The sequence below is a fragment of the Streptomyces tibetensis genome, from assembly GCF_007655005.1.
GTDB classification, from domain to species: Bacteria; Actinomycetota; Actinomycetes; order Streptomycetales; family Streptomycetaceae; genus Streptomyces; species Streptomyces tibetensis.
This window is the reverse complement of record NZ_SZVW01000014.1, coordinates 266,442-288,248: the sequence shown is the minus strand read 5'-3', so window position 1 is coordinate 288,248 and position 21,807 is coordinate 266,442. Positions and strand designations below refer to the sequence as shown.

General features: G+C 70.0%; 11 protein-coding genes and 1 pseudogene. 6 read left to right on the top strand and 6 right to left on the bottom strand.

Translation table 11 applies throughout. The features are described from left to right. Positions 1-51 precede the first annotated feature (51 nt). Both FDO69_RS41325 and FDO69_RS24935 read right to left on the bottom strand, forming a co-directional pair. On the bottom strand, positions 52-1,527 hold the full coding sequence (locus FDO69_RS41325) for a RodZ domain-containing protein (RefSeq protein ID WP_167526676.1): 1,476 nt from the start codon (positions 1,525-1,527) through the stop codon (positions 52-54). A gap of 130 nt (positions 1,528-1,657) precedes the next feature. Next, positions 1,658-3,082 carry a DEAD/DEAH box helicase gene (locus tag FDO69_RS24935; protein ID WP_104782077.1) on the bottom strand — a complete coding sequence of 475 codons (1,425 nt, stop codon included), beginning with the start codon at positions 3,080-3,082 and terminating at the stop codon, positions 1,658-1,660. 399 nt (positions 3,083-3,481) lie between these two features. Between FDO69_RS24935 and FDO69_RS42210 the strand changes: the two genes are divergently transcribed. From FDO69_RS42210 to FDO69_RS24910, 5 genes are all read left to right on the top strand, one after another. Then, a complete protein-coding gene (locus FDO69_RS42210) occupies positions 3,482-3,652 on the top strand; it encodes an RICIN domain-containing protein (RefSeq protein ID WP_234388077.1) in 171 nt (56 codons plus the stop codon). A gap of 343 nt (positions 3,653-3,995) precedes the next feature. Then, positions 3,996-7,727, top strand: a complete 3,732-nt coding sequence (locus FDO69_RS24925) for a CHAT domain-containing protein (RefSeq protein WP_138430158.1) — start codon at positions 3,996-3,998, stop codon at positions 7,725-7,727. 51 nt (positions 7,728-7,778) lie between these two features. Beyond that, positions 7,779-8,129 (top strand): hypothetical protein, encoded by a 351-nt coding sequence (locus FDO69_RS24920; protein WP_138430156.1) that lies wholly within the window; start codon positions 7,779-7,781, stop codon positions 8,127-8,129. Beyond that, complete coding sequence (locus FDO69_RS24915) at positions 8,129-8,746, top strand: hypothetical protein (protein WP_104782073.1); 618 nt, start codon at positions 8,129-8,131, stop codon at positions 8,744-8,746. The genes FDO69_RS24920 and FDO69_RS24915 overlap by 1 nt, the downstream gene beginning before the upstream one ends. Positions 8,747-8,876: 130 nt before the next feature. Further along, a complete protein-coding gene (locus tag FDO69_RS24910) occupies positions 8,877-10,097 on the top strand; it encodes a metallophosphoesterase (RefSeq protein WP_104782072.1) in 1,221 nt (406 codons plus the stop codon). A gap of 216 nt (positions 10,098-10,313) precedes the next feature. Here the strand turns inward: FDO69_RS24910 and FDO69_RS24905 are convergent, their stop codons facing one another. Continuing rightward, entirely contained in the window at positions 10,314-11,744 is a 1,431-nt protein-coding gene (locus FDO69_RS24905; protein WP_104782071.1) for an endo-1,4-beta-xylanase, read from the bottom strand. Between the two features lie 566 nt (positions 11,745-12,310). Here FDO69_RS24905 and FDO69_RS24900 point away from each other — a divergent pair. Further along, positions 12,311-13,231, top strand: a pseudogene (locus FDO69_RS24900) (non-reducing end alpha-L-arabinofuranosidase family hydrolase); the annotation flags it as partial. Between the two features lie 82 nt (positions 13,232-13,313). On the opposite strand, the gene FDO69_RS24895 reads toward FDO69_RS24900, so the two are convergent. The 3 genes from FDO69_RS24895 to FDO69_RS24885 all read right to left on the bottom strand — a co-directional run bounded on the left by FDO69_RS24895 (position 13,314) and on the right by FDO69_RS24885 (position 21,712). Continuing rightward, positions 13,314-13,766 (bottom strand): RICIN domain-containing protein, encoded by a 453-nt coding sequence (locus FDO69_RS24895; protein WP_104782069.1) that lies wholly within the window; start codon positions 13,764-13,766, stop codon positions 13,314-13,316. A 19-nt stretch (positions 13,767-13,785) separates the two neighbouring features. Next, positions 13,786-16,218: a SpoIIE family protein phosphatase gene (locus tag FDO69_RS24890; RefSeq protein WP_104782068.1), complete on the bottom strand. Its 2,433-nt coding sequence runs from the start codon at positions 16,216-16,218 to the stop codon at positions 13,786-13,788. A 277-nt stretch (positions 16,219-16,495) separates the two neighbouring features. Then, entirely contained in the window at positions 16,496-21,712 is a 5,217-nt protein-coding gene (locus FDO69_RS24885; protein WP_104782067.1) for a family 43 glycosylhydrolase, read from the bottom strand. Positions 21,713-21,807: the final 95 nt, after the last annotated feature.

The following is a 21,807-nucleotide window of genomic DNA, read 5'->3' as shown; positions in this document are numbered from 1 at the left end:
GATCCTCGACCGTATCTGCCGCTACTGCGACAGGATCTCAAAACCAGGTCACTAGTCGCTTCTGCCGTAGGTGAGCCGTTCGACCTGGCCGGGCTGGAAGTCGTTCGGGACCTGCTTGCCGTTGACGACAAGCCGGACAGAGGAGGCATCACCAAGGACGAGGGTGATCTGGCTCTTGTCCGTGAAGTTCCTCGTCTCGCCCTTGCCCAGCAGTCCGTCGAAGAGTACGCCACCGTTGTGGTCCTTCGCCGAGATCCAGCTCCGCCCGCTCCTTGCGGTCACCACGACGGTGACCCGGTCCTTGGGGGCGGCTGCGCTCACCCCGGACGATGCGGGCGTGGACGGCGGAGCCGAAGCTTGCGGCGTGGCCCGCCGGGAAGGAGAAGCGGTGACGGAGTGCCCGCCGCTCCTGCTGTCGTCCCCGTGCCGGGTGAGGGCGAGGAGGCCGCCCACGAGCGCGCTCGTCACGGCCGCGGCCACGATCAGCAGCGTGATGACGCGGGGCGTGCGCGAGGGTCCGGCCGCGGCGGGCTGGAGAGGTTCGTCGACGCGGCCGGGATCGGCGGGAGGAACGACCGGATCCGACAGCGTGACGCGAGGCCGGCCAGGGGTGGCGAGCGCGAGTGTGTCCGGCTCCCGCTCCCGCTCCGGTTCCGGTTCCGGTTCCGGTTCCGGTTCCGGTTCCGGCTCCGGCTCCGGCTCCGGCTCCGGCTCCGGCTCCGGCTCCGGCTCCGGCTCCGGCACGAACGAACCCAGGAGCTCATCGGGCGTGGGACGGTCGGCCGGATCCTTGGACAGGCAGGCGGCGACCAGCGCCCGCAACTCCCCCGGCACCGCCGAGAGATCCGCGGGCTCGTGCACCGCTCGGTACATCAGCGCCATGGGCGTGCCCGTACCGAACGCGCTGCCTCCGGCCGCCGCGACGAGCACGGCCCCGAGCGCGAACACGTCGGCGGCGCCGCCGACTTCGTCGCCCTGCGCCTGCTCGGGCGCGATGTACCCCGGAGTGCCGAAGGCCGACCTGGTGGTGGTCAGCCGGGTGGACTCCACGGCCCGCGCGATGCCGAAGTCGAGGACGCGTGGGCCGTCGTCGGCCATGATGATGTTGCCCGGCTTCAGATCCCGGTGTACGAGCCCGCAGGCGTGGACAGCTTGGAGCGCCTCGGACAGGGCTGCCCCAAGAGACCTCAACTGCACCTCGTCCATGAGGCCTTGACGCTCGATCAGTTCGGCTAGCGTGGGCCCGGGGATGTACGCGGTGGCCAGCCAGGGCGCCTTCGCGTCGGGATCGGCGTCCACCACCGGAGCCGTGTGGAAACCGCCGACTCTGCGGGCGGCCTCGACCTCTGCTCGGAACCGTTCGCGGAAGTGCGGGTCGGCCGCCAGCTCGGGGCGGGCCACCTTCACCGCGACGGCGCGACCGCCCCGCGACCGGGCGAGGTAGACCGTCCCCATGCCGCCGGCGCCCAGCTCTCGCTCAACGGCGTAGACACCGATCCGCCGCGGCAGGCCCTCGCCGTTCTCCATTCGCCTGTACGTCTCCCCTGCGCGCGATCACCCACACGTGACGCCGTGCGGTGCACCGGCCGATCTCCGGTCCCACGTGGCCGTCCAGCAGCGTAGACGAAGGCACCGCCGGCAGTCCGGGAAGCCGGGCTCAGCCGCCGCGCCGCACCCGGGCCGCCTTGCGGGCCTCCGCGAGCTTCCGGGCCTCGCTGCTCTTGCGAGACGACCTGCCACCGGAGCCGCTGTTGGCGTCCTTGGCGCTGCCCAGGCCGCGGAACGGCATGTTGTGGTTCTTGGCGCGCGATACGGCCGACCCGCCGTCGAGAGGCTCTCCGGAGGGGGCCTTGGCGCCGGTGATCCGGCTCAGCTCCGCCTCGCCGGACCGCACTTTGGTGACCTTGGGAGCGACGCCGGCGTCCGTCATGACCTGGCTCGTCTCACGGCGCTGCCCCGGCAGGACGAGTGTCACGACAGTGCCGCGCCGCCCGGCCCGGGCGGTGCGGCCCGCGCGGTGCAGATAGTCCTTCGGGTCGGTGGCCGGGTCGACGTTGACCACGAGGTCGAGGTCGTCGATGTGCAGGCCGCGTGCGGCGACGTTCGTCGCCACCAGCGAGGTGACCTGCCCGTTCCTGAACTGGGCCAGGGTCCGGGTGCGCTGCGGCTGGGACTTCCCGCTGTGCAGGGCGGCGGCGGCCACGCCGCTGGCCCGCAGATGCCGCGTGAGCTGGTCGACGCCGTGCTTGGTGTCCAGGAACAGCAGGGCGCGGCCGTCCCGGGCGGCGATCTCCGTAGTCACGGCGTACCGGTCCGGGCCGTGCACGACGAAGACGTGGTGCTCGATCGCGGAGACCGCGCTGGACGAGGGGTCCACGGAGTGGACGGCGGGGTCGCGCAGGTAGCGCTGCACCAACTGATCGACGTCGCGGTCGAGGGTGGCGGAGAAGAGCATCCGCTGCCCGTCGGAACGCACCTGGTCCAGAATCCCGGTGACCTGCGGCAGGAACCCCATGTCACACATCTGGTCGGCCTCGTCCAGGACCACGATGCGCACTCGGCCCAGTCGGCAGCCCTTGCGCTCGATGAGGTCGTGCAGCCGACCGGGCGTGGCGACGAGGATCTCGGTGCCGTCCCGCAGCGCGGCCGCCTGCCGTCCGATGGACACCCCACCCACCACGGTCGCGAGCCGCAGCCGCAGCGCCTCGGCGTACGGGGTGAGCGCCTCACCGACCTGCTGCGCCAGCTCCCTGGTGGGGACCAGGACGAGCGCCAGGGGCTCTTTGGGCTGCGCACGTCGCCCCATCGTCCGGGCGAGCACACCCAGGCCGAATGCGAGCGTCTTGCCGGAACCCGTGCGGCCTCGGCCCAGGACGTCCCGTCCGGCGAGCGCGTCGGGCAGCGCCGCGGCCTGGATGGGAAAGGGAACAGTCACATCGTGCTCGTCGAGCACCCTCAGAATCTCGGCGGGCAGCCCCAGCTCTGCGAAGGATGCCACCGTGGGCAGCGCCGGAGTAGCGCCCCCGGCCTCGGCGGGTCCGTAGTCCTGCCGCCGGGCATCGGCACGTGCTGATTCGCTCACAGAAAGCCTTCCACCGAAGGGACCGTACCGGGGAAGGCGCGGCGGGGACGCGGTCACCAGCCAGGGACGCCGAGCGGAGCACCGACACAGCGACGCTGCAAAGAGTGGACTTTAGCACGGGGCAAGCCACCCGGTCCTCCCACGGTGGTGCCGCCCAGCCGAGTTGCCCCTCCGGCGATGTCATCCATTTCCACACGTCAGCGGCTCCAAGTGGACCTGCCACGGGCTTCAGTACTGCGGCCAGGTGCGGGTCCTCGCCGACTCGCAGGGCGGCTGCTGTCGGCATCCTCTGACCTGCCCGGAGCCGTCCGCGACTTCAAGGGCGCGCGTACCCGCGGCATGATCGACGTCCTGGAGGAGGCCCGGCGTGGAGTGCCGGGCGGGACAAGGGATACCGCGGTGCCGAAGGAACGGTACGGGTGCCTTACGGGGGCCGCCTGCGTTCGACAGGTAGGCGCCAGCGGGCTCTGCCTCGCCGTCGACGAGGGCGGCACGGCCGACGGAGCCGACATCGAACAGCAGCCGTACGCGTCACTGACGCGGCAGCAATGGCAGATCATCGCCGTCTGACCATCCGGCCCACTTCAGCGCCTCGAGTGGGTGCCGACCGAGCCCGCTCGCGGGCAGCGGCGCACCACGGGTGGCATCGACCGCTTCTACGCGAAGGCCCGGCAGCCTTCTTCGCATGCGGAGGGTCTGCGGCCCCGCCAGATCAGTCGATCTGGCGGGGCCCATGTTCGGTATGCGGCAGGAGACGTCAATTCGGTACTGAAATGCGACAGTTGGTAAGAGAAAGGGAGGGGTGTTCGTATGGTCCCATGATGGGCGGGGGTGTTCCGGGTGACGAAGAAGAAGTGCGTGCTGCGAAGGGGCCGCTGTCCTGGATCGGCGCGATGTGCGGAGCAACATGGACATGTTCGAGGTATCCCCGGAACAGCTGCACCTCATGGTGAAGCAGCGCCTTCTCGCGTTCTTCACCCGCGGTGACCCCTCCGGCGTGCTGGCCCCCGACGTGGTCGCCGCAGCCGCGCATCTCCTCCGGACGACGAGCCTGTCGGCCGAGGGGCCGCCCGACGAAGTGGCTGCGACGGTGGCCTGGGTGCACTGGATCCGGTGGCAGTTGCGGAGGCGGGACGACGAGCGCGGCACCGACTTCCAGGTGGCGCTGGAGTTGTTCGGCCGGCTGGCCTCGGTTGACGTCGAATGGCTGCCGTTCGAATTACGCCCGCTCTACGCGCCGCCCGGAGAGGGCGACCGTGATCCCCGGTTGCTGTCCGCGCGGGCCGAGGCCCTGCTCACGCACAGTTTGGCCTCCGAAGACGAGGCAGCGCTGGACGAGGCCATCGAGCTGCTTCGTGAGGCGGGGGCGGCTGGACCGGACTGGTCTGTTCTGGTGGAGGCGAACCTGGGGGCGGCACTACAGATACGCCACAGCCGGAAACAGGATCCGGCGGATCTGACAGAGGCGATCGACCTCCTTGCGCATGCCGTCGAACTCTCCCCAAAGGACGCGGTCCGCCTGTCGAATCTTTCCTCGGCCCTCGCGGCACGAGCCAGGTCCTCCTCGTCCGCCGCGGACCTGGACGAGGCGGTCCGGCTGGTCGGCCTCGCCGTCGAGGTGACGCCCCCGAACCATCCCGACCACCCCGACTATCTCTCCAATCTCGCCACGCGGCTCGTCGATCGCTTCGAGCGTGGTGGGATGGTCGAGGACCTCGACCATGCTGTCGATGCGGCCCGGCGTGCCTTGGCCTGTGCCGACTTCAGTCACCCGAACCGGCATCTGCACATGTCGGCCCATTCCAAGGCCCTGATGGCGCGGTTCGAGCGGTTGGGGACGTCGAACGACATCGACGAGGCGATCACCGCGCAGCGCGCGAACCTCGCTGCCACGGCGGCGCACCACCCGCGCCTGCCCGCGGCGAAGTCCGCACTCGGCATCGCCCTGGCGAAGAGATTCGACCACCTGCAGGTCATGGACGACATCGACGAAGCGATCGGACTCTTCGACTCCGCCGGTGACTCGTCCGCGTTGGGCGCGGCCCTCACGCAGCGATCCCGGCGAAGCGGGGACGTAGCGGATCTCGACCGGGCCATCGCCACCCTCAGTCGGGCCATCGACGACAAGCGCAGGAAGGGCGTACCGCGCGATGCGCACGAGGACCTGAACAACCTCGGAGGCGCCCACCTCGGACGCTTCATGCGCATCGGCGATTCCCGCGACGTCGACGACGCGGTCGACCGTCTGCGCCAGGCCGTCGGCGCGGCCCCCGAGCCCCTCCAGCGTGCTCCCTATCTGTCGAATCTCTGCCACGCCCTGCAAGTCCGCCACGAGCACAGCGGCCGTCTCGCCGATCTGGACGAAGCGGTGCAGGCGGGGACGCTGGCCGTGGCGGCGATGCCCGGGGACCACCCTTACCGGATCGGTTACCTGAGCAATCTCGCCCTGGTACTGCGCACGCGGTTCCTTCGCACCTTTGACGAAGAGGACATCGACAGGGCCATCGCGTACGACCAGGAGGCCTTCGCGACCGCCTCCGCATCGGATCCGGAACGCCCGCGCCTGCTGTCCAACCTCGGCGGAGCGCTGGCGACACGTTTCGAGAGGAATGGTGGACAGGAAGATCTCGAAGCGGCCCTGGCCGCCTTGCGCGAAGCCGTGCGCACCACACCGCCGGGACACCCCACCGAGAGCGTCCACCTGCACAATCTGGGCGCCGCTCTCGCCACCCGGTACGAGCGGAACGAGTGGATGCCCGACCTCGACGAGGCCGTACTGCACCTGAGACGTGCGACCCGACGTGGCCTGGCCGACCACCCGGAACGCGCCCGGTACCTGAGCAGTCTCGGCGCCGCGCTCGGGAAACGGTACGCGATCACGCGCACGCCCGAGGATGCGGCCGAGGCGGCGGACGTGCTGAGCGAGGCCGCACGGATGGATTCCGCGGCCGCCTCCTGCCGCATCGACGCCGCGACCAGGTGGTGTTCCCTGGCCGCCGAACGCGAGGACTGGCCGACCGCGGTGCGTGCCGCCGAGACAGCGGTCGGTCTGCTCTCCCTGCTCGCGTGGCGTGGAGCGGAGCAGGCGGACAGTCAGCACCGTCTCAGACGCTTCACCGGCCAAGCGCGCTTCGCCGCGTCCTGTGCTCTGCAGTCCGACAGCCCGGCACGCGCGGTGGAACTGGCCGAGCAGGGACGTGGCGTGATGTGGTCCCGCCTCCTGGACACGCGGGCCGACCTCAGCGCGCTTCGAGAGACCGCACCTGGGCTCGCGGCGCGGCTCGATCACCTCCGTATGCTTCTCGACGCGCCCGCCCGGCCTTCATCCATACCGTCTCCCGGACGCTCTCGAGGGGACACAGCGCCACCGGACCGTTCCACGCTGGCCCGGGAATGGGACGACTCGGTCGAACAGGTCCGGCAGATCGATGGGTTCACGGATTTTCTCAGGCCGCTCGGTATCGACCGGCTGCTCTCGCTGGGGAACGAAGGCCCCGTCGTCCTGGTCAACATCTCCTCGCTACGCTGCGATGCACTGATCCTCGCCGAGGGGCGGTTGCGCGTCAGGCCGCTGCCGACCGTCACGGAGAAGGAGCTTGTCGAGCAGGCCAACAGATATCTGGGCTCACTGCTCGACGTCGAACTCGCCGCCGACGTCGTGCTCGAGGCCCGCGAAGCCTTCGACAGCGGCGACCAGAGCTGGGCCGCCATCACCGCCTACACCACCGCCAGGGACGAACTGCACCGGTTCCAGACGAAACGCGAGACGGTACTCGCTTCCGTGCTGGAGTGGTTGTGGGACCGCATCGCCGAACCCGTCCTCGCGGACCTCGGGTTCGTGAACACACCCGAGGGCGAGGCCTGGCCGCGCATGTGGTGGTGCCCGACGGGGGCCTTGACACTCCTGCCCCTCCACGCGGCCGGTCACCACGCCGACCCCGACGACGGCCCCCGGCGGACCGTCGTCGACCGGGTGGTGTCCTCCTACACGCCCACCCTGCGAGCCCTGCTGGAAGCCAGGCTCAGAGCACAGGAGGCATCCGGCCACGCCTCGGACGAGAGAATGCTCCTGGTCGCGATGTCACAGACCCCGCGGCAGGAACCGCTCCAGGCGGTGCGGCAGGACATCGATGTGCTCACGTCTGCGCTCCCCGGCCGGCTGACCTTGCTCGAGAACGCTGACGCGACTTGGGACGCGGTGAAGTCCGGGCTGCCGAAGCACCGTTGGACACACTTCAGCTGTCACGGCGATCAGAACGTCCTCGATCCGCTGGCAGGAGGCCTGACCCTCTTCGACAAAACCCTCACGGTCGGTGACCTCAGCGCACTCAGCCACCGCGGTGAGTTCGTCTTCCTGTCGGCCTGCAAGAGCGCGACGGGCAGCCCGAGAATGCCGGACGAGGCCCTGACGATGTCCGCGGTCCTGCACTACACCGGCTACCGGCACGTCATCGCCGCGCTGTGGTCGATCGCCGACGACGCGGCGGCGGACGTCGCCCGGCTCGTCTACCGCGAACTCGTCTTCGAAGGGGTCCTGCACCCCGAGAAGGCGGCCCACGCCCTGCACACGGCGCTGCTGCGACTCCGCGAGGACGCCGCTGCCCCCATCAGTTCCTGGATCCCCTTCACTCACACAGGTCCGTGACCCCGGACCGTGCACATCGGCATCGGCCGCACCGCCGACGAGAGGAATGCCTTGACCGTCGCACATCATGAACCCGCCCCCTACACCGAGGCCACGGATCCCGCCTACGCCGAGCGGGCCGCGGAGACCTTCACCCTACGGAAGGCCGGTCCCGACCTGCTCGTGCTGAGCGGTCCCTGTCCGCGGTGCGCCGCACCGTTGGAGGTGCCGCTGCCGCACATGGTCTTCCGGGGGCTGGACGGCGTGCTCGCCCTGTTCCGGCCCTCCCCGCGACGTCCCGCTCCGGATGTCCGTGACGAGCCGGTGGTGTGTGCGTGCGAAGAGCATCACCCCGACCGGCCGGAGGGACGCAAGGGGTGTGGAGCCTACTGGGTGCTGCGGATCTCAGGCGGTGACGCCTGATGCCGACTGTCGGGCCCGGCGACGGCGCCGCACCCGCAGACCTGCGCGCCGCACAGGAGCGCGGGCGTCTGCTGGACGCGGAACTGCCCCGAGTACGTGAGACCGCCATGGCCTGGCGCAACGCACTGGGTGCGCTGCTGGCGGGACTCATCGGATTCAGCCTGGTCCGCGGCCGGAGCGACGTGGGCCAGCTTGCCGAACCCTGGGCCGTGACAGTCGGCGTGCTGCTCCTGCTTGCGCTGATCGCGGGTCTCACAGGGGCCCTTCTGCTGGTGCGGGCGGCTCACGGCCGGCCCACGGTCGTACCCATGAGCGCGGTGGAGAGCCGCACGGTCGCCGATCACCTGGAGGCCCGCTCCGCTGCAGCCGCGCTCCGACGCGGCATCGTCCTCACACTCCTGTGCGTGGGACTGCTCGTCACCGCTGTCGCAACGACCTGGTACGGGCCGCCGCACGAAGGCCCCGCGATCCGCGTCGACTCGCCTTCCGGCTCCGTCTGCGGCTCGGTGGTGCGCCTCGACTTGGGCACCGTGGTCCTCGAGACGAAGATGGGTGAGGTGAGGGTCGCACTCGACCACGCGTCGGCCTTGAGCCCGGTCGAGGCGTGTCCGCCCTGAAACCTGGAGCCCTGCCGTCCTGCCCAGACCCCTTCGCCCCACAGGACCGCGTTCAGGAACGCCGGTCCGGTCGGCCCGCGGACGACCGGATACAGTGCGCGAGACGGCAGCCCGGTCAGAGAGGGGAAGCGTGCCGGACACCAGCGACGCCCGACCCGCCGGGGGTGAAGCGCAAACTCCGCGGCAGAGCCGACTGCACCGCCTGATGCGCTACCTCCCCCTGATCGCCCCCGTTCTGCTGTGGGCCGTGCCCTGCTGGGTGCTCCTGTACACCGGCCAGCACTGGCCGCTGCCCGTCACGTTGGTCGGAACCGGCGTGTTCGTCCTCGGCCTCGTAGGTATGCCGCTCGCGATGGTGCGCGGCCACGGCCGGCGCCAGCAGGACCCGGCGGCGATCATCGGTGACACCCTGTTGGGCACCAGTTGGGTCCTGTTCACCTGGTCCGTTCTGCTCGGCGTCCTCTTGCGGCTCGCCCTGACCGTGGCCGGCGTCGGCGAGAGTCAGGACCGGGCCCGCATCGTCACCTGGGCCGTCCTCGCAGTGACCGCCGCCCTGCTCGTCTGGGGGTACATCGAGGCCCGCCGCGTGCCGCGCGTACGCCGACTCGACGTTCGACTCCCACGGCTGGGCGCCGGGCTGGACGGCCTCCGCGTCGTCCTCATCACCGACACCCACTACGGCCCACTCGATCGCGCCCGCTGGTCGGCGCGGGTGTGCGAGACGGTGAACACCCTGGAAGCCGACCTGGTCTGCCACACCGGCGACATCGCGGACGGCACGGCCGAACGCCGCCGCGTTCAGGCCGCCCCACTCGGAACCGTGCGGGCCACCCGGGCCCGTGTGTACGTCACCGGCAACCACGAGTACTACAGCGAGGCCCAGGGCTGGGTCGACCTGATGGACGAGCTGGGCTGGGAGCCGCTGCGCAACCGCCATCTGCTGCTCGAACGGGGAGGCGACACCCTCGTGGTCGCCGGCGTCGACGACGTCACCGCCGAGTCCTCCGGTCTGGCGGGCCACCGCGCCCACCTCGCCGGAGCCCTGAACGGCGCCGACCCCGAACTGCCCGTCCTGCTCCTGGCACACCAGCCCAAGTTCATCGACCGGGCAGCAGCCGCCGGCATCGACCTCCAGCTCTCCGGCCACACCCACGGCGGCCAGATCTGGCCCTTCCACCACCTCGTGCGCATCGACCAGCCCGCCCTCGCCGGCCTCAGCCACCACGGCCCCCGCACCCTCCTCTACACCAGTCGCGGCACCGGCTTCTGGGGCCCGCCGTTCCGTGTCTTCGCCCCCAGCGAGATCACCCTGCTCGTACTCCGCTCCCCCCACCTGCCCACCTCCATGTAGCGCTCGACGGGGGGACGCGGCCACCGTCGCCCTCCTTCGGTGAACCGGCCTCTCCGTCCTTCGATCCGGGGGGACGCCGGCGGGGTGGAGCCAGGATCATCCTGGCTCCACCCATGGTGCGGGCGGGTCACCGGAACCGGCGGAACTGCTGGTCGGCCCCGTTGTGGTCGGCCCACTGCCGGATCGCGGCACCGTCTTCGCAGGTGACAGGTCCCCTCAGGTGCGGGTCCAGCGTTGGTTGCCGCCGTTCGAGCAGGTGTAGAGCTGGATCAGGGTGCCGTTGGCGGTGCCTCCCGCGACGGCGTCGAGGCAGAGGCCGGACTGGACGCCGACGATGGATCCGTCCGAGTTGAGGCGCCATTTCTGGTTGTCGCCGCCCCAGCAGCTGTAGATCTGGACCTTGGTGCCGTTGCCGGTGCCGGCGGCGTCCAGGCACTTGTTGCCGTAGACCCTGAGCTCGCCGGCGGCGGTGTACGTCCACTGCTGGTTGGTGCCGTTGTGGCAGTCCCACAGATTGAGCTGGGTGCCGTCGGCGGCACTGGTGCCGGGAACGTCCAGGCAGCGGCCGGAACCGACGCCCTTGATCGTTCCGGAATCCGAAGGGGGCGTGGAGGTACCGCCGTTGAGTGCGTTGAGGACGGAGGTGTATGCGGGCTTCTTGCTGCCGTCGCCGTTGAACAGCAGCGGCGTCTGCTCCGCTCGCCAGGAGTCGGTGTCGCGCACACCCCAGACGGTGATGCCGAGGCAGCGCGGGACGGCCAGGCAGTCATTGGTCACGTTGGCGTACGTCGAGGCCGGGGCGCCCTGGATGTCGAGTTCGGTGATGGCCACGTCGACGCCGAGGGCGGCGAAGTTCTGCAGGGTGGTGCGGAAGTTGCTGTTGTAGGGGCTGCCGCTGTTGAAGTGCGCCTGGAAGCCGACGCAGTCGATCGGGACGCCGCGCTGCTTGAAGTCCCGGACCATGGCGTACATGGCCTGGGTCTTGGCCCAGGTCCAGTTCTCGACGTTGTAGTCGTTGTAGCAGAGCTTGGCGGCCGGGTCGGCGGCGCGCGCGGTGCGGAAGGCGACCTCGATCCAGTCGTTGCCGGTGCGCTGCAGGTTGGAGTCGCGCCGTGCTCCCGAACTGCCGTCGGCGAAGGCCTCGTTCACGACGTCCCACTGGGCGATCTTGCCCTTGTAGTGGGCCATCACGCCGTTGATGTGGCCGATCATCGCCTGGCGCAGCGTGCTGCCGCTGAGGCTCTGCATCCAGCCGGGCTGCTGGGAGTGCCAGGCCAGTGTGTGGCCGCGCACTTGCTTACCGTTCTGCACGGCCCAGTTGTAGACGCGGTCGCCGGCGCTGAAGTTGAACTGGCCGCGCTGTGGTTCGGTGGCGTCGATCTTCATCTCGTTCTCGGGCGTCACCATGTTGAACTCGCGGTTCGCGATCGACGTGTACGCCGAGTCGCCCAGCCGGCCTGAGGCGATGGCGGTGCCGAAGTAGCGTCCGCTCTGCTTCGCCGCGGCGCCGAGCGTGCTCTCGGCGGCGTGTGCGGCCGGCGCCGCCGCCACCGCGGGCAGCGCGCCGAGGACGCCGACGGCGAGCGCGATCAGCGGGCCGCGGGCCTTCCGGCGGACGACGGACAGGAGTGGGGCGTACGAGCGCATGGCTGTGCCTCCTGGGGGGGACGTCACGAGCTGACCGGAGGGTGCGCGAAGCGCCGGGACGCGCGGTGCGGACCTCACCGGGAACGGGGGTGGCGCAGGAGCTTGTGTGCGCGGATCTGCTGTGCGGCTCTGTGCTCAAGGGGCCGGAACGGTTCGGTATATCGAACCAAGATTGGCCACTCGGAGAGGATGATTGAAGAATTGACCGCGCGCCGTCAACACTCATGACAGAGAAAGTTTCAGATCCTTCTTCGAAACTTTCGATCCGGTAGCCGTGCAGTGCGCAAGCTTTTGCAGACAGATCAGCGCGACATCTTGACCAATGAGCTTCCTGTTTCTAGCTTGTGGCGTCAAAGGTTCGGGAAATTCTTCGAATGTTTCGAACTTATTGTTCCTGGTACGGCCGTTCCGCAGTTCACCGGCGTCACCTCCCCCCCTTCCAAGGAGGCCCTCTGATGCGGTTTCGCCCCCCGTTCCGGATCCGCCCGAAACGCTTGACCGCCGCCTTGGCACCCTTACTGCTCGTGGGCGCCGCCCTCGGCGCCAACACCGCCGCGAGCGCCGCCCCCAAAGCGTGCGACCTTCCGTCCTCGTACCGCTGGACTTCGACAGGCGCACTGGCCCAGCCCAGGCCGGGATGGGTCTCGCTCAAGGACTTCACGGTCGCCCCGTACAACGGGCGGCAGCTCGTCTACGCGACAACGCACGACAACGGCAACCGCTGGGGTTCGATGAACTTCGGCCCGTTCGGAAACTGGTCGGAGATGGCCTCGGCGAGCCAGAACGCGATGTCGAACGCGGCCGTCGCGCCCTCGCTCTTCTACTTCGCGCCGAAGAACATCTGGGTGCTCACCTACCAGTGGGGCGGGCCCGCCTTCTCCTACCGGACGTCGACCAACCCCACCAACCCGAACGGCTGGTCGGCTCCGCAGACGCTGTTCACCGGAAGCATCTCCGGCTCCGGAACAGGCCCCATCGATCAGGCGCTCATCGGTGACAGCCAGAACATGTACCTGTTCTTCGCCGGTGACAACGGCAAGATCTACCGGGCCAGCATGCCGATCGGGAACTTCCCGGGCAACTTCGGCTCGTCGTACACGACGGTCATGAGCGACACGGTGAAGAACCTGTTCGAGGCTCCGCAGGTCTACAAGCTGCAGGACCAGAACCGCTACCTCATGATCGTCGAGGCCCGGGGCGCCAGTGAGCGGCGCTACTTCCGCTCGTTCACGGCCACCAGCCTGAACGGCTCGTGGACACCGCAGGCCACCAGCGAGAACAACCCCTTCGCCGGCAAGGCCAACAGCGGAGCGAACTGGACCAACGACATCAGTCACGGCGAGCTGCTGCGCACCCGCGCCGACCAGACGATGACCGTCGATCCCTGCAACCTCCAGTTGCTCTACCAGGGGCGCAGCCCCAGCTCGGACGGCGTCGACTACGGCCTCCTGCCCTACCGTCCGGGGCTTCTGACACTCCGGCGCTGAGGTCCGGGACACCGGCAGGCCGGGAAGCGAGCGTCGCTTCCCGGCCTCACCGTGTGCCGCCCCCAGGTGCGGGAGCATCCCGTCACTGGATCGTCCACGCCTGGTGGGTCTGGTTCAGAGCCATCCACCGGTTGATGGCGGCCCCGTTGGCCGTCGAGTTGCCGCCGGCCTCCAGATCCTGCCTGGACCCGAAGTTGCGGATGACGTATCCACCGCTGGTCGGTTCGAAGTACCACAGTTGGTTGTTGCCGCCGCTGTAGGTGCACTGCTGGAGGTTTGCTCCCTTGCTGTGACTGGAGCCGTTGATGGCCAGGGCCTTCCCGCTGATCCGGTTGACCATCTTGTAGAGCTGACCGCTGACCTTCACGATGTTCGACTGCTGGTGGGTGCCGCCGTTGCTCGGCCACTGCACGACGTTCACACCGTCGCCGGTGCCGGCCTGGTACACGTCCGCCAACTGCCCGCTGTTGACGTTCTTGATCGTGCAGTACGTCGTCGAGTTGACGTTGTGCGTACCGGTCGCGTCCTGCCGCACGACGCCACCGCCCGGGCGGTCAGTCCGGCAGCGGCTGTTCGGCCCAGATCGTCTTGCCCTCGGCGGTGTGACGACTCCCCCAGCGCTCGGCGACCTGGGCCACGAGCAGCAGTCCGCGGCCGCCCTCGTCGAAGACGCGGGCGCGGCGCAGGAGCGGGGCGGTGCTGCTGCCGTCGGAGACCTCGCAGACGAGGACGTCGGCGCGGATGAGCCGGAGCTCGATGGGGGCACCACCGTAACGGATGGCGTTGGTGACCAGCTCGCTGACGATCAGCTCCGTGGCGAACTCGAGCTCGCCCAGTCCCCAGGCGGCCAGTTGTTCGCTCGCCATGCGGCGGGCCCCGGCGACGGCCGCGGGATCCACGGGCAGCCGCCAGACGCGTACCCGGTCGGTGCCCAGACCCCGGATCCGGGCCAGGAGCAGAACGATGTCGTCGGCGGCGGGCTCTGCCCGCACCTTGCGCAGCACCTCCTCGCAGGTTTCCTCCAGGCCGGCGGCCGGGCGCCGCAGCGCCTCGCTCAGCAGCTCCAGTCCGACGTCGATGTCACGGCCGGGGGTCTCGACCAGGCCGTCGGTGTAGAAGGCGAGCAGGGTGCCCTCGCCCACGTCGATCCGGGCGGCCTCGAAGGGCATGCCGCCCAGGCCGAGCGGTGGCCCGGCGGGCAGGTCGAGGACCTGCGCGGTCCCGTCGGGGTTCACCAGGACGGGCGGCGGGTGCCCGGCCCGGGCCATGTCGCACCGGCCGGCGACGGGGTCGTAGACGGCGTAGAGGCAGGTGGCGCCGACCTCTGCCGAGGTCCCCTCGCCCTGCCCTCGTGTGTCCGGGCCTTCCTCCCGGTCGAGACGGATGACCAGGTCGTCCAGGCGGGTGAGCAGCTCGTCGGGCGCGAAGTCGGCGTCGGCGAGCGTGCGGACCGCTGTGCGCAGACGGCCCATCGCGGCCGAGGCGTGCACCCCTTGGCCCACGACGTCGCCCACCACCAGCGCGACCCGGCCCCCGGACAGTGCGATGACGTCGAACCAGTCGCCGCCGATCTCGTCCCCCGAACCGGCGGGAAAGTAGCGGTGGGCGAGGTCCAGCGCCTGCGCCCGGGGTGGCCCGGGTGGCAGAAGGCTGCGCTGGAGAGTGATCGCTGTGTGGCGCTCGCGGGTGTAGCGGCGGGCGTTGTCGATGCTCACCGCCGCCCGGGCGGCGATCTCCTCGGCCAGGAGCAGGTCGTCCTCGCCGAAGGTGTCCGCGGTGCGGTGCCGCAGCAGGTGCATCACACCCAGGGTGACGCCCCGGGCGCGCAGCGGCACCATCATCACCGCGTGGATGCCGAACCTCCGCACGCTCTCGGCGCGGGCCGGGTGGGCCGTCGACCAGTCGCCCAGCAGCGGATCGCCCATCCGGTACACGGCGCCCCGGCCCGTGATCAGTGCCCGAGCAGGTGGCGAGCTGGGCGGGCAGATGTCGATGCCGCCCTCCGGGACCACGGATTCCGGGCATCCCGGCAGCACCGACCGTTGTGCGGTACGGCGGAAGACGATCTGTGTGCCGGGCGGTGTGGGTTGCGGCTCATGGCCTTGGGCGACCGCCTCCAGCAGGTCGACGGTGGCGAAGTCGGCGAACCCGTCCACCGCCACCTCGGCCAGCTCCTCGGCCGTCCGGGTCACGTCCAGGGTCCTGCCGATCCGCGTACTGGCGTCGTTGAGCACCGCGAGGCGGCGCCGGGCCCAGTACTGCTCGGTGATGTCGATCACCAGGGCGGACATTCCCAGCGTCTCCCCCGCCCGGTTCTTCAGCGGGGAGAGGAAGACCGACCACGCGTGATCGCGGATCTCACCGGAGGCCCGGAAGGGCTGTTCCTCGCGGACGATCATCTCGCCGGTGCGCACCACCTCTCGTTGCAGGCGGTCGATCTCGTCCAGGGGCGGGGTGGGGTAGATCTCCCACAGGGTCTTGCCCCTCATCTCGTCCGGGGTGAGCCCCATGGCCCGGCTCATCACCTGGTTGCAGGTCACGAACCGCGCCTCACGGTCGTAGACGGCCACCGGCAGCGGAAGTTGCGCGAGCGTGAGGCCCCACAGCTGCGTGGGCTCCTCTTCGGTCGGCCCGGCGGGGTAGGTCACGGCCGCCGGGGTGACGACCCAGGCGGTCCTGCCGCGCGCGTCCGCCAGCGGGGTGCCCCGGAGCTGCGCCTTGACGCGGCCTCCGTCCCGCTTCCGCAGTCCCACGTCACTCGTCCACGGTTCGCCGACGGCCAGGTGGCGCCGCATCGCCACGGGCAGTTTCGCGGACAGCAGGTGGGAAACCTGCCGGCCCACGACCTCCTCGGGCTCGTATCCGAGCAGCCGCCCGGCTCCCGCGCTCCACACCAGCACGGCACCGCGGGCGTCGATGACGACGGCGACGTCCTCGGGCGCCGTCGCGCCCCCTTCTGAGGTGTTCGTGTCGGGTTGGTTGTCCATGGGGTGTCCCGACTTCGTTCCTGCCGCGCCCGGCACGGCCTGTGCCACCCGTCACTGGGCGGTGCCTTCAGCATCCCGCCGCGGCCCGCCTCGCTCAACCGGCGGCATCCGGCTCCCGTCCGCGCCCCGGGCAGGGACGACATGCAGGGCCTTCGAGGGGACCGGCCGGGCCCTGCCGGCGGCGGGGGCGCCTCGTGCGCCGGCATCAGCGCCGGGGCGCAGCACAAGGGCGCCTGACCAGGTCGGATTCCCGTCAGGCGCCCTTGTCGCGGCCGGGCTAGCGCCGGTGGTTTCCGACGGTGATGACTCCCTTCGTACGGGCTCCGGTCTTGTTGTCGTAGAGGACGTCGCCGGTGGACTTCTTCCAGATCTTGATGCGGAAGGTGTCCGGCCCGTCGGTGGCGGTGACCCGGAAGGCGTAGCCGCTCGTGCCGCCCACCGTGCCGGTGCCCTGGTAGACGGCCCGGGAGCCGTTCACCACGAGCCAGTCCGAGCCGGTCGAGCGGAAGGTGAGCCGGGCGGAGCCGAGGACGAACGTGGCCTTGCCGGTGGGGGCGGTGGCTCCCTTGCGGTACTGGGCGGCCAGGGTGAACGCCGCCTTCCCGGTCAGTCCCGGCCTGCCCGGGTAGGCACCGGCCGGTGAGGTGATCGTGCCCGCGCCGGCGGCGGGCCCGGCGGCACGGTCGTAGACGATCAGCTCCGCGAGCGTGGTGGTGTCCGTGCCCTTGTCGTCGTCGGTGACCGTGATGACGGGCCGGTGGACGCCCGCCTCGTCGTAGACGTGTGCGGCGCGGCAGCCGGAGTCGGTGACCGTGCCCGCCGTGGGCCGGCCGCCGTCCTTCCAGTCGACCGTGCAGGTGTGGCGGTCGGCCGTGCCCGGGTCGTCGAAGGACGCGGTGACGACGGCGGTCCTGCCCACCGGCACGGGCGAGCCGGGGCCCTTGGCGGCGGTGATCGACGGGGCGGCGTTGGACACCTTGACGGTCGCGGTGTCGGTGCCGCGTCCGCCGGTGAGGGTGACCGTGAAGGTGCCGTCGTCGGTGCAGGTGAGGGCGGTCCGGGCCGCCGACGGGTCCTTGACGGTGCACGGGGCGCCGTCCTGGACGGTCCACTCGGGGGTGCCGGTCCCGGAGACGGTTCCGGCGAGCGTGATCGCCTCGCCCTCGGTGCCGGTGGTGTCCGGACCGGCGTGGACGACGGTGACCGGGTCGATGCCGTCCAGGGTCGGGACGACCTTCTTGATCAGGCCGTCGGAGCCGAACTCCAGCCTGTCGATGGTTGTTTCGCGGTGCGTGCCGTCTCCGCCGGGGATGGCGAAGCGGTGGTAGGCGATGTACCAGTCGTCGGTGTTGGGGACGTGGACCACGGAGTGGTGGCCCGGCCCCTTGATGCCCAGGGAGAGGTCCTTCTCCAGGATCACCCCCTGCTTGGTCCACGGGCCGGTGGGCGAGGGGCCGGTCGCGTAGGCGACGCGGTAGTTCTCGTCCCGGGTGTCGTTCTCCGACCACATGAAGTAGTAGGTGCCCTTGCGCTTGATGACGAAGGTGCCCTCGTTGTAGCCGCTCGGGGTGATGTCCTGGACCTTCGAGGTGTCGATGGAGGTCATGTCGTCGCCGAGCGGGACGACGTAGGCGCGGCCGTTGCCCCAGTAGAGGTACTGCTTGCCGTCGTCGTCGGTGAAGACCGCCGGATCGATCATCTGGCCGCGGAAGTCACCGGCCTTGAGCAGTGGCTTGCCCAGGGCGTCCTTGAACGGGCCGGTGGGCGAGTCGGAGACGGCCACGCCGATGTTCGCGTCGGCGCAGAAGTAGAAGTAGTACTTCCCGTCCTTCTCGGTCATCGCCGGCGCCCAGGCCCGGCTGTCCGCCCAGCTCACGTCCGGCCCCAGGTCGAGGATGACGCCGTGGTCCTTCCAGTGGACCAGGTCCGTGGAGGAGTAGGCCTTGAACTGTGTGCCGCTCCAGCCCTCGAAGCCGTCGGTCGTCGGGTAGATGTAGAAGGTGTCGCCGAAGCGCACGATGTTCGGGTCGGCGTTCAGCCCCGGCAGGGCCGGTGTCCTCATGATGAGAGCCGAGACCTTCCAGGTGCGCTTCTTGCCGTCCGACCCGGTGACCTCGTAGGTCACGGGCTTGGTGAAGTCGCGGACGCTGCCGGAGGCGGGGCTGATCGTCGCGCCCTCGGCGAGCGCGAACTCCGGTGCCAGGGCGGTGAGATCGGTGCCCGCCTTCATCGGCAGGGTGATCGTGCCGGCCGCGTTGTCGACGAGTGCGTCGACCTTGAGCGACGGGTGCGTGGCCTTGGCGATGCCCGCCGTGTTGCCGCTGAGTTCCATGACCTCGGCGCCGGTGAGGGCACGGTCGTAGATGCGGAAGTCGTCGACCTCGCCGCCGAAGTAGGGGTCGGCGGCGTAGAGGGACTTGCCGATGTAGCCGCTGTGGTCCTTGGCCGCGTCGTACAGCTCGGACGGTTTGATGGTGGTCGTGGTGCGGGCCGCCTCGACACCGTCGGCGTAGAGGACCATCGTGCCGGTGGCGCCGTCCAGCGTCACGGTGACGTGCCGCCACTGGCCGGGCGTGAGCTGCGAGCCGGCCGTCAGCTTCGACTCCGCCGACCAACTCGCCTTGGTGATGGCGGAGTAGAGGCTGGAGCCGCCGTTGGACGGAGTGGCGAACAGGTACTTGTCGCTGTCGGGACCGAGCCCGAACAGCCACTGGAAGCTGCTGCCGCCCTTCCACTTGGCGTACGTCGACACCGTGACGCTGTCGGCGTTCTTCAGCACCCCGTTGGGGATCTTCACATACGGCGAGTCGGAGCCGCCGGACATCTGGAACGAGCCGCCGTCGACACCGGTGCCGAACGCGGGCGTGCGCACATAGGTGCCGTGGTGGCCGTGACCGCTGGAGTCACGGGCGATGCTGCCACCGGTCTCGTCGAAGGCGTAGTGCAGCAGCAGTCCGGCCGGGACGTCCGGCCCCTCTGCGGACACGGCGACCTCGGCCCTGACCGGGGTGGCGGCGCCGCCCGGCAGGCTGCCGGTGACGGTGAAGGTGCCGGCCTGGGCGTACTTCGACGCCGGGACGTCCTCCCAGTCGACGGAGACCGGCCGCTTGACGCCGTCGGCGTACTCGGCGATCACCGTGGCCGGCAGCACCGGCGCCCGGCCGATCGCGGTCTTCACGGAGACGTCCTCGACGTTCCGCACGACCTGGTCCGGCTGGTAGGCGCGCAGCAACCGGTCGTACTCGGCCTGGGTCACCGGCAGCACGGTGCCGTGCCGGGGCTTGGCGGGCAGGTCGTAGCCGGTGGAGGGGGTCCAGGTGCCGGAGTCGAGGTCGGTCGTCTCGAACGGGATGTAGCCGCGGCCGCCGAACTCGTCGAGGAACGCGTACCACTTCTCCTCGGTGTTGGACTTGAACACCAGCGGTCCCTCGGCGGCGTTCATCGCGCCCTTGCCGATGCCCTCGGCGACGGGGGTCCAGGACGGGTTCAGTAGCGAATCGCTCTTCTCCTCGAAGATGAACTTGCTGTTGGGGGTCGAGGAGCTGTTGTTCCGCTCGTCCTTGGACAGGCGGTAGTACGTGCCGTCGTGCCGGATCATCGTGGAGTCGATGACCGAGTAGCCGCGGTCGATCCAGACCTTGGGCTCGCTGAAGGTGTAGAAGTCGCGGGTGGTGGCGTACATCATGCGGTTGTACGTGTCACCGGAGTGGTCGGCCTTGTCGTACAGCTTCGACGCCCAGAAGACGACGTACTCGCCGCGCTCGGCGTCGTAGAACGCCTCCGGCGCCCAGGTGTTGCCGGCGCTGTCGGGCGAGACCTTGACCAGGCGCTGGTTCGTCCAGTGCACCAGGTCGGTGGACTCCCAGACCATGATGGACTTGCTGCCGGTGCGCTGGGAGGCGTCCCAGTCGCCGTTGCCGTAGATCCTGAGGTCGGTGGCGATCTGGTAGAACTTGTCGCCCTCCGGGGAGCGGATGATGAACGGGTCGCGCAGGCCCTTCTCGCCGAGCGTGGAGGTGAGGACCGGCTTGCCGTCGTTCAGTTCGCGCCAGTGCAGCGGGTCGTTGCCCTTGCTGAGGGCGGCGTAGAGCTGCTCGCCGTCGGAGGTGCCCTCGCCGGTGAAGTAGCTGAACACGTAGCCCTTGAGGGGCGCCGCGGCGGGCAGTTCGGGCACCTTGGCCGTCAGCACTCGCCTGGCTCGGGCCTCGCCCTTGGTGACGGTGGCGGTCAGTTCGACGGTGGTGGCGCCGTCGCCGTGCGCGGGGCGGTGGACCTCGCCGTCGGCGGAGAGGACGTCCGGCTTCGCGGAGGACCAGGTGACGGCCGTGCCGTACGTGCCGCTCTCGGGCAGGGTGAGGTTGCCGCGCGCGTCGTCGAGATTGTGGACCGTGAGATCGTCTGCGGCCTGCCGGGTGGCGGCGTCGTCGTCGAGTGCGGGGCGGACCGTCACGTCGAAGGTCTTGGTACCGGTCACGGTGCCCTTCTTCAGGGTCGCCGTGAGCGTGGCGCGGCCGTCCGGTGAGCCTGCCTCGGGGCGGGTCACCTTGCCGGTGCCGGACACCACGGACGGGTTGTCGCTGGCCCAGCTGATGGCGGAGCCGCCGGCCTGCCCCGTCCTGGGCAGGTCCAGGTCGGACGTGACGCCGCTGATGTCACCGAGGCTGAGGGCGTCCTTGTCGGCGGCGACGCCCTGCGTGGCGACGGGGAGGGAGAGCTGTTCGACCTCCGAGCCGTCCAGGGCCCGGTCGTACACGCGGAAGTCGCGGATGCGGCCCTTGAAGAGCTTGTCGCCGTCGTAGACGGACTTGCCGATGTAGTTGGCCTTGGTGATGCCGGATCCGATGGCGCCGGGCTCGGTGGTGACCGAGGTGTTGCGGCCGACCTCGACGCCGTCCTCGTAGAGCACGCCCGTGGAGCCGGTCTGGGCGTAGGTGAGGTGCTTCCACACTCCGCGGGTCAGGTTGTGGGAGTCGGAGGGCTTGGTGGTCTGCTCGGTCGACCAGTTGCCCGTCGCGACGGAGGTGCGGAGCGAGTTTCCCGTGGTGAAAAGGTAGCCGTTGCCGCTGCCCGCGCTGGTGTTGCCGAAGCCGTAGAGGAAGTAGGGCGTGCTCTGGGCGGAGTCGATCAGCACGTCCATGGAGACGGTGATCGAGTCCATGCCCTTCATGATGTCGTCCGGCACCTTGATGTAGGTGTCCGATCCGTCGAAGGCGAGCCCCTGACCGGATGTCGACCAGTCGGCGGTGCCGTTGACGGTGCCGTCGCGGCCCTTGCCGGAGGCGTCGGTCACGGTGGTGCCGGTGCCGGCGTCGAGCTTGTACCACAGGGCCAGGCCCTCGGTGAGGTCCGCCGCTTCGGGCGCCGGTGCCTCCGGGGCCGCCTGCGCGGAGACGGTGGGGCCGGCGAGGGCGAGCAGCATCGAGGCGGCGGTCAGTCCGGCGAGGGGGCCCGCCCAACGTCTCGCCCGGCTGCGAAGTCGTGCGACGTGCGTCATGTCTTGTGGGGTCCTCTGCTGAGGCATGGCTGATGACGGACAGGGCGGTGCGGTGAGCGCAAAGACGCCGAGGCGACGGCAATTCCTTGCCGCGG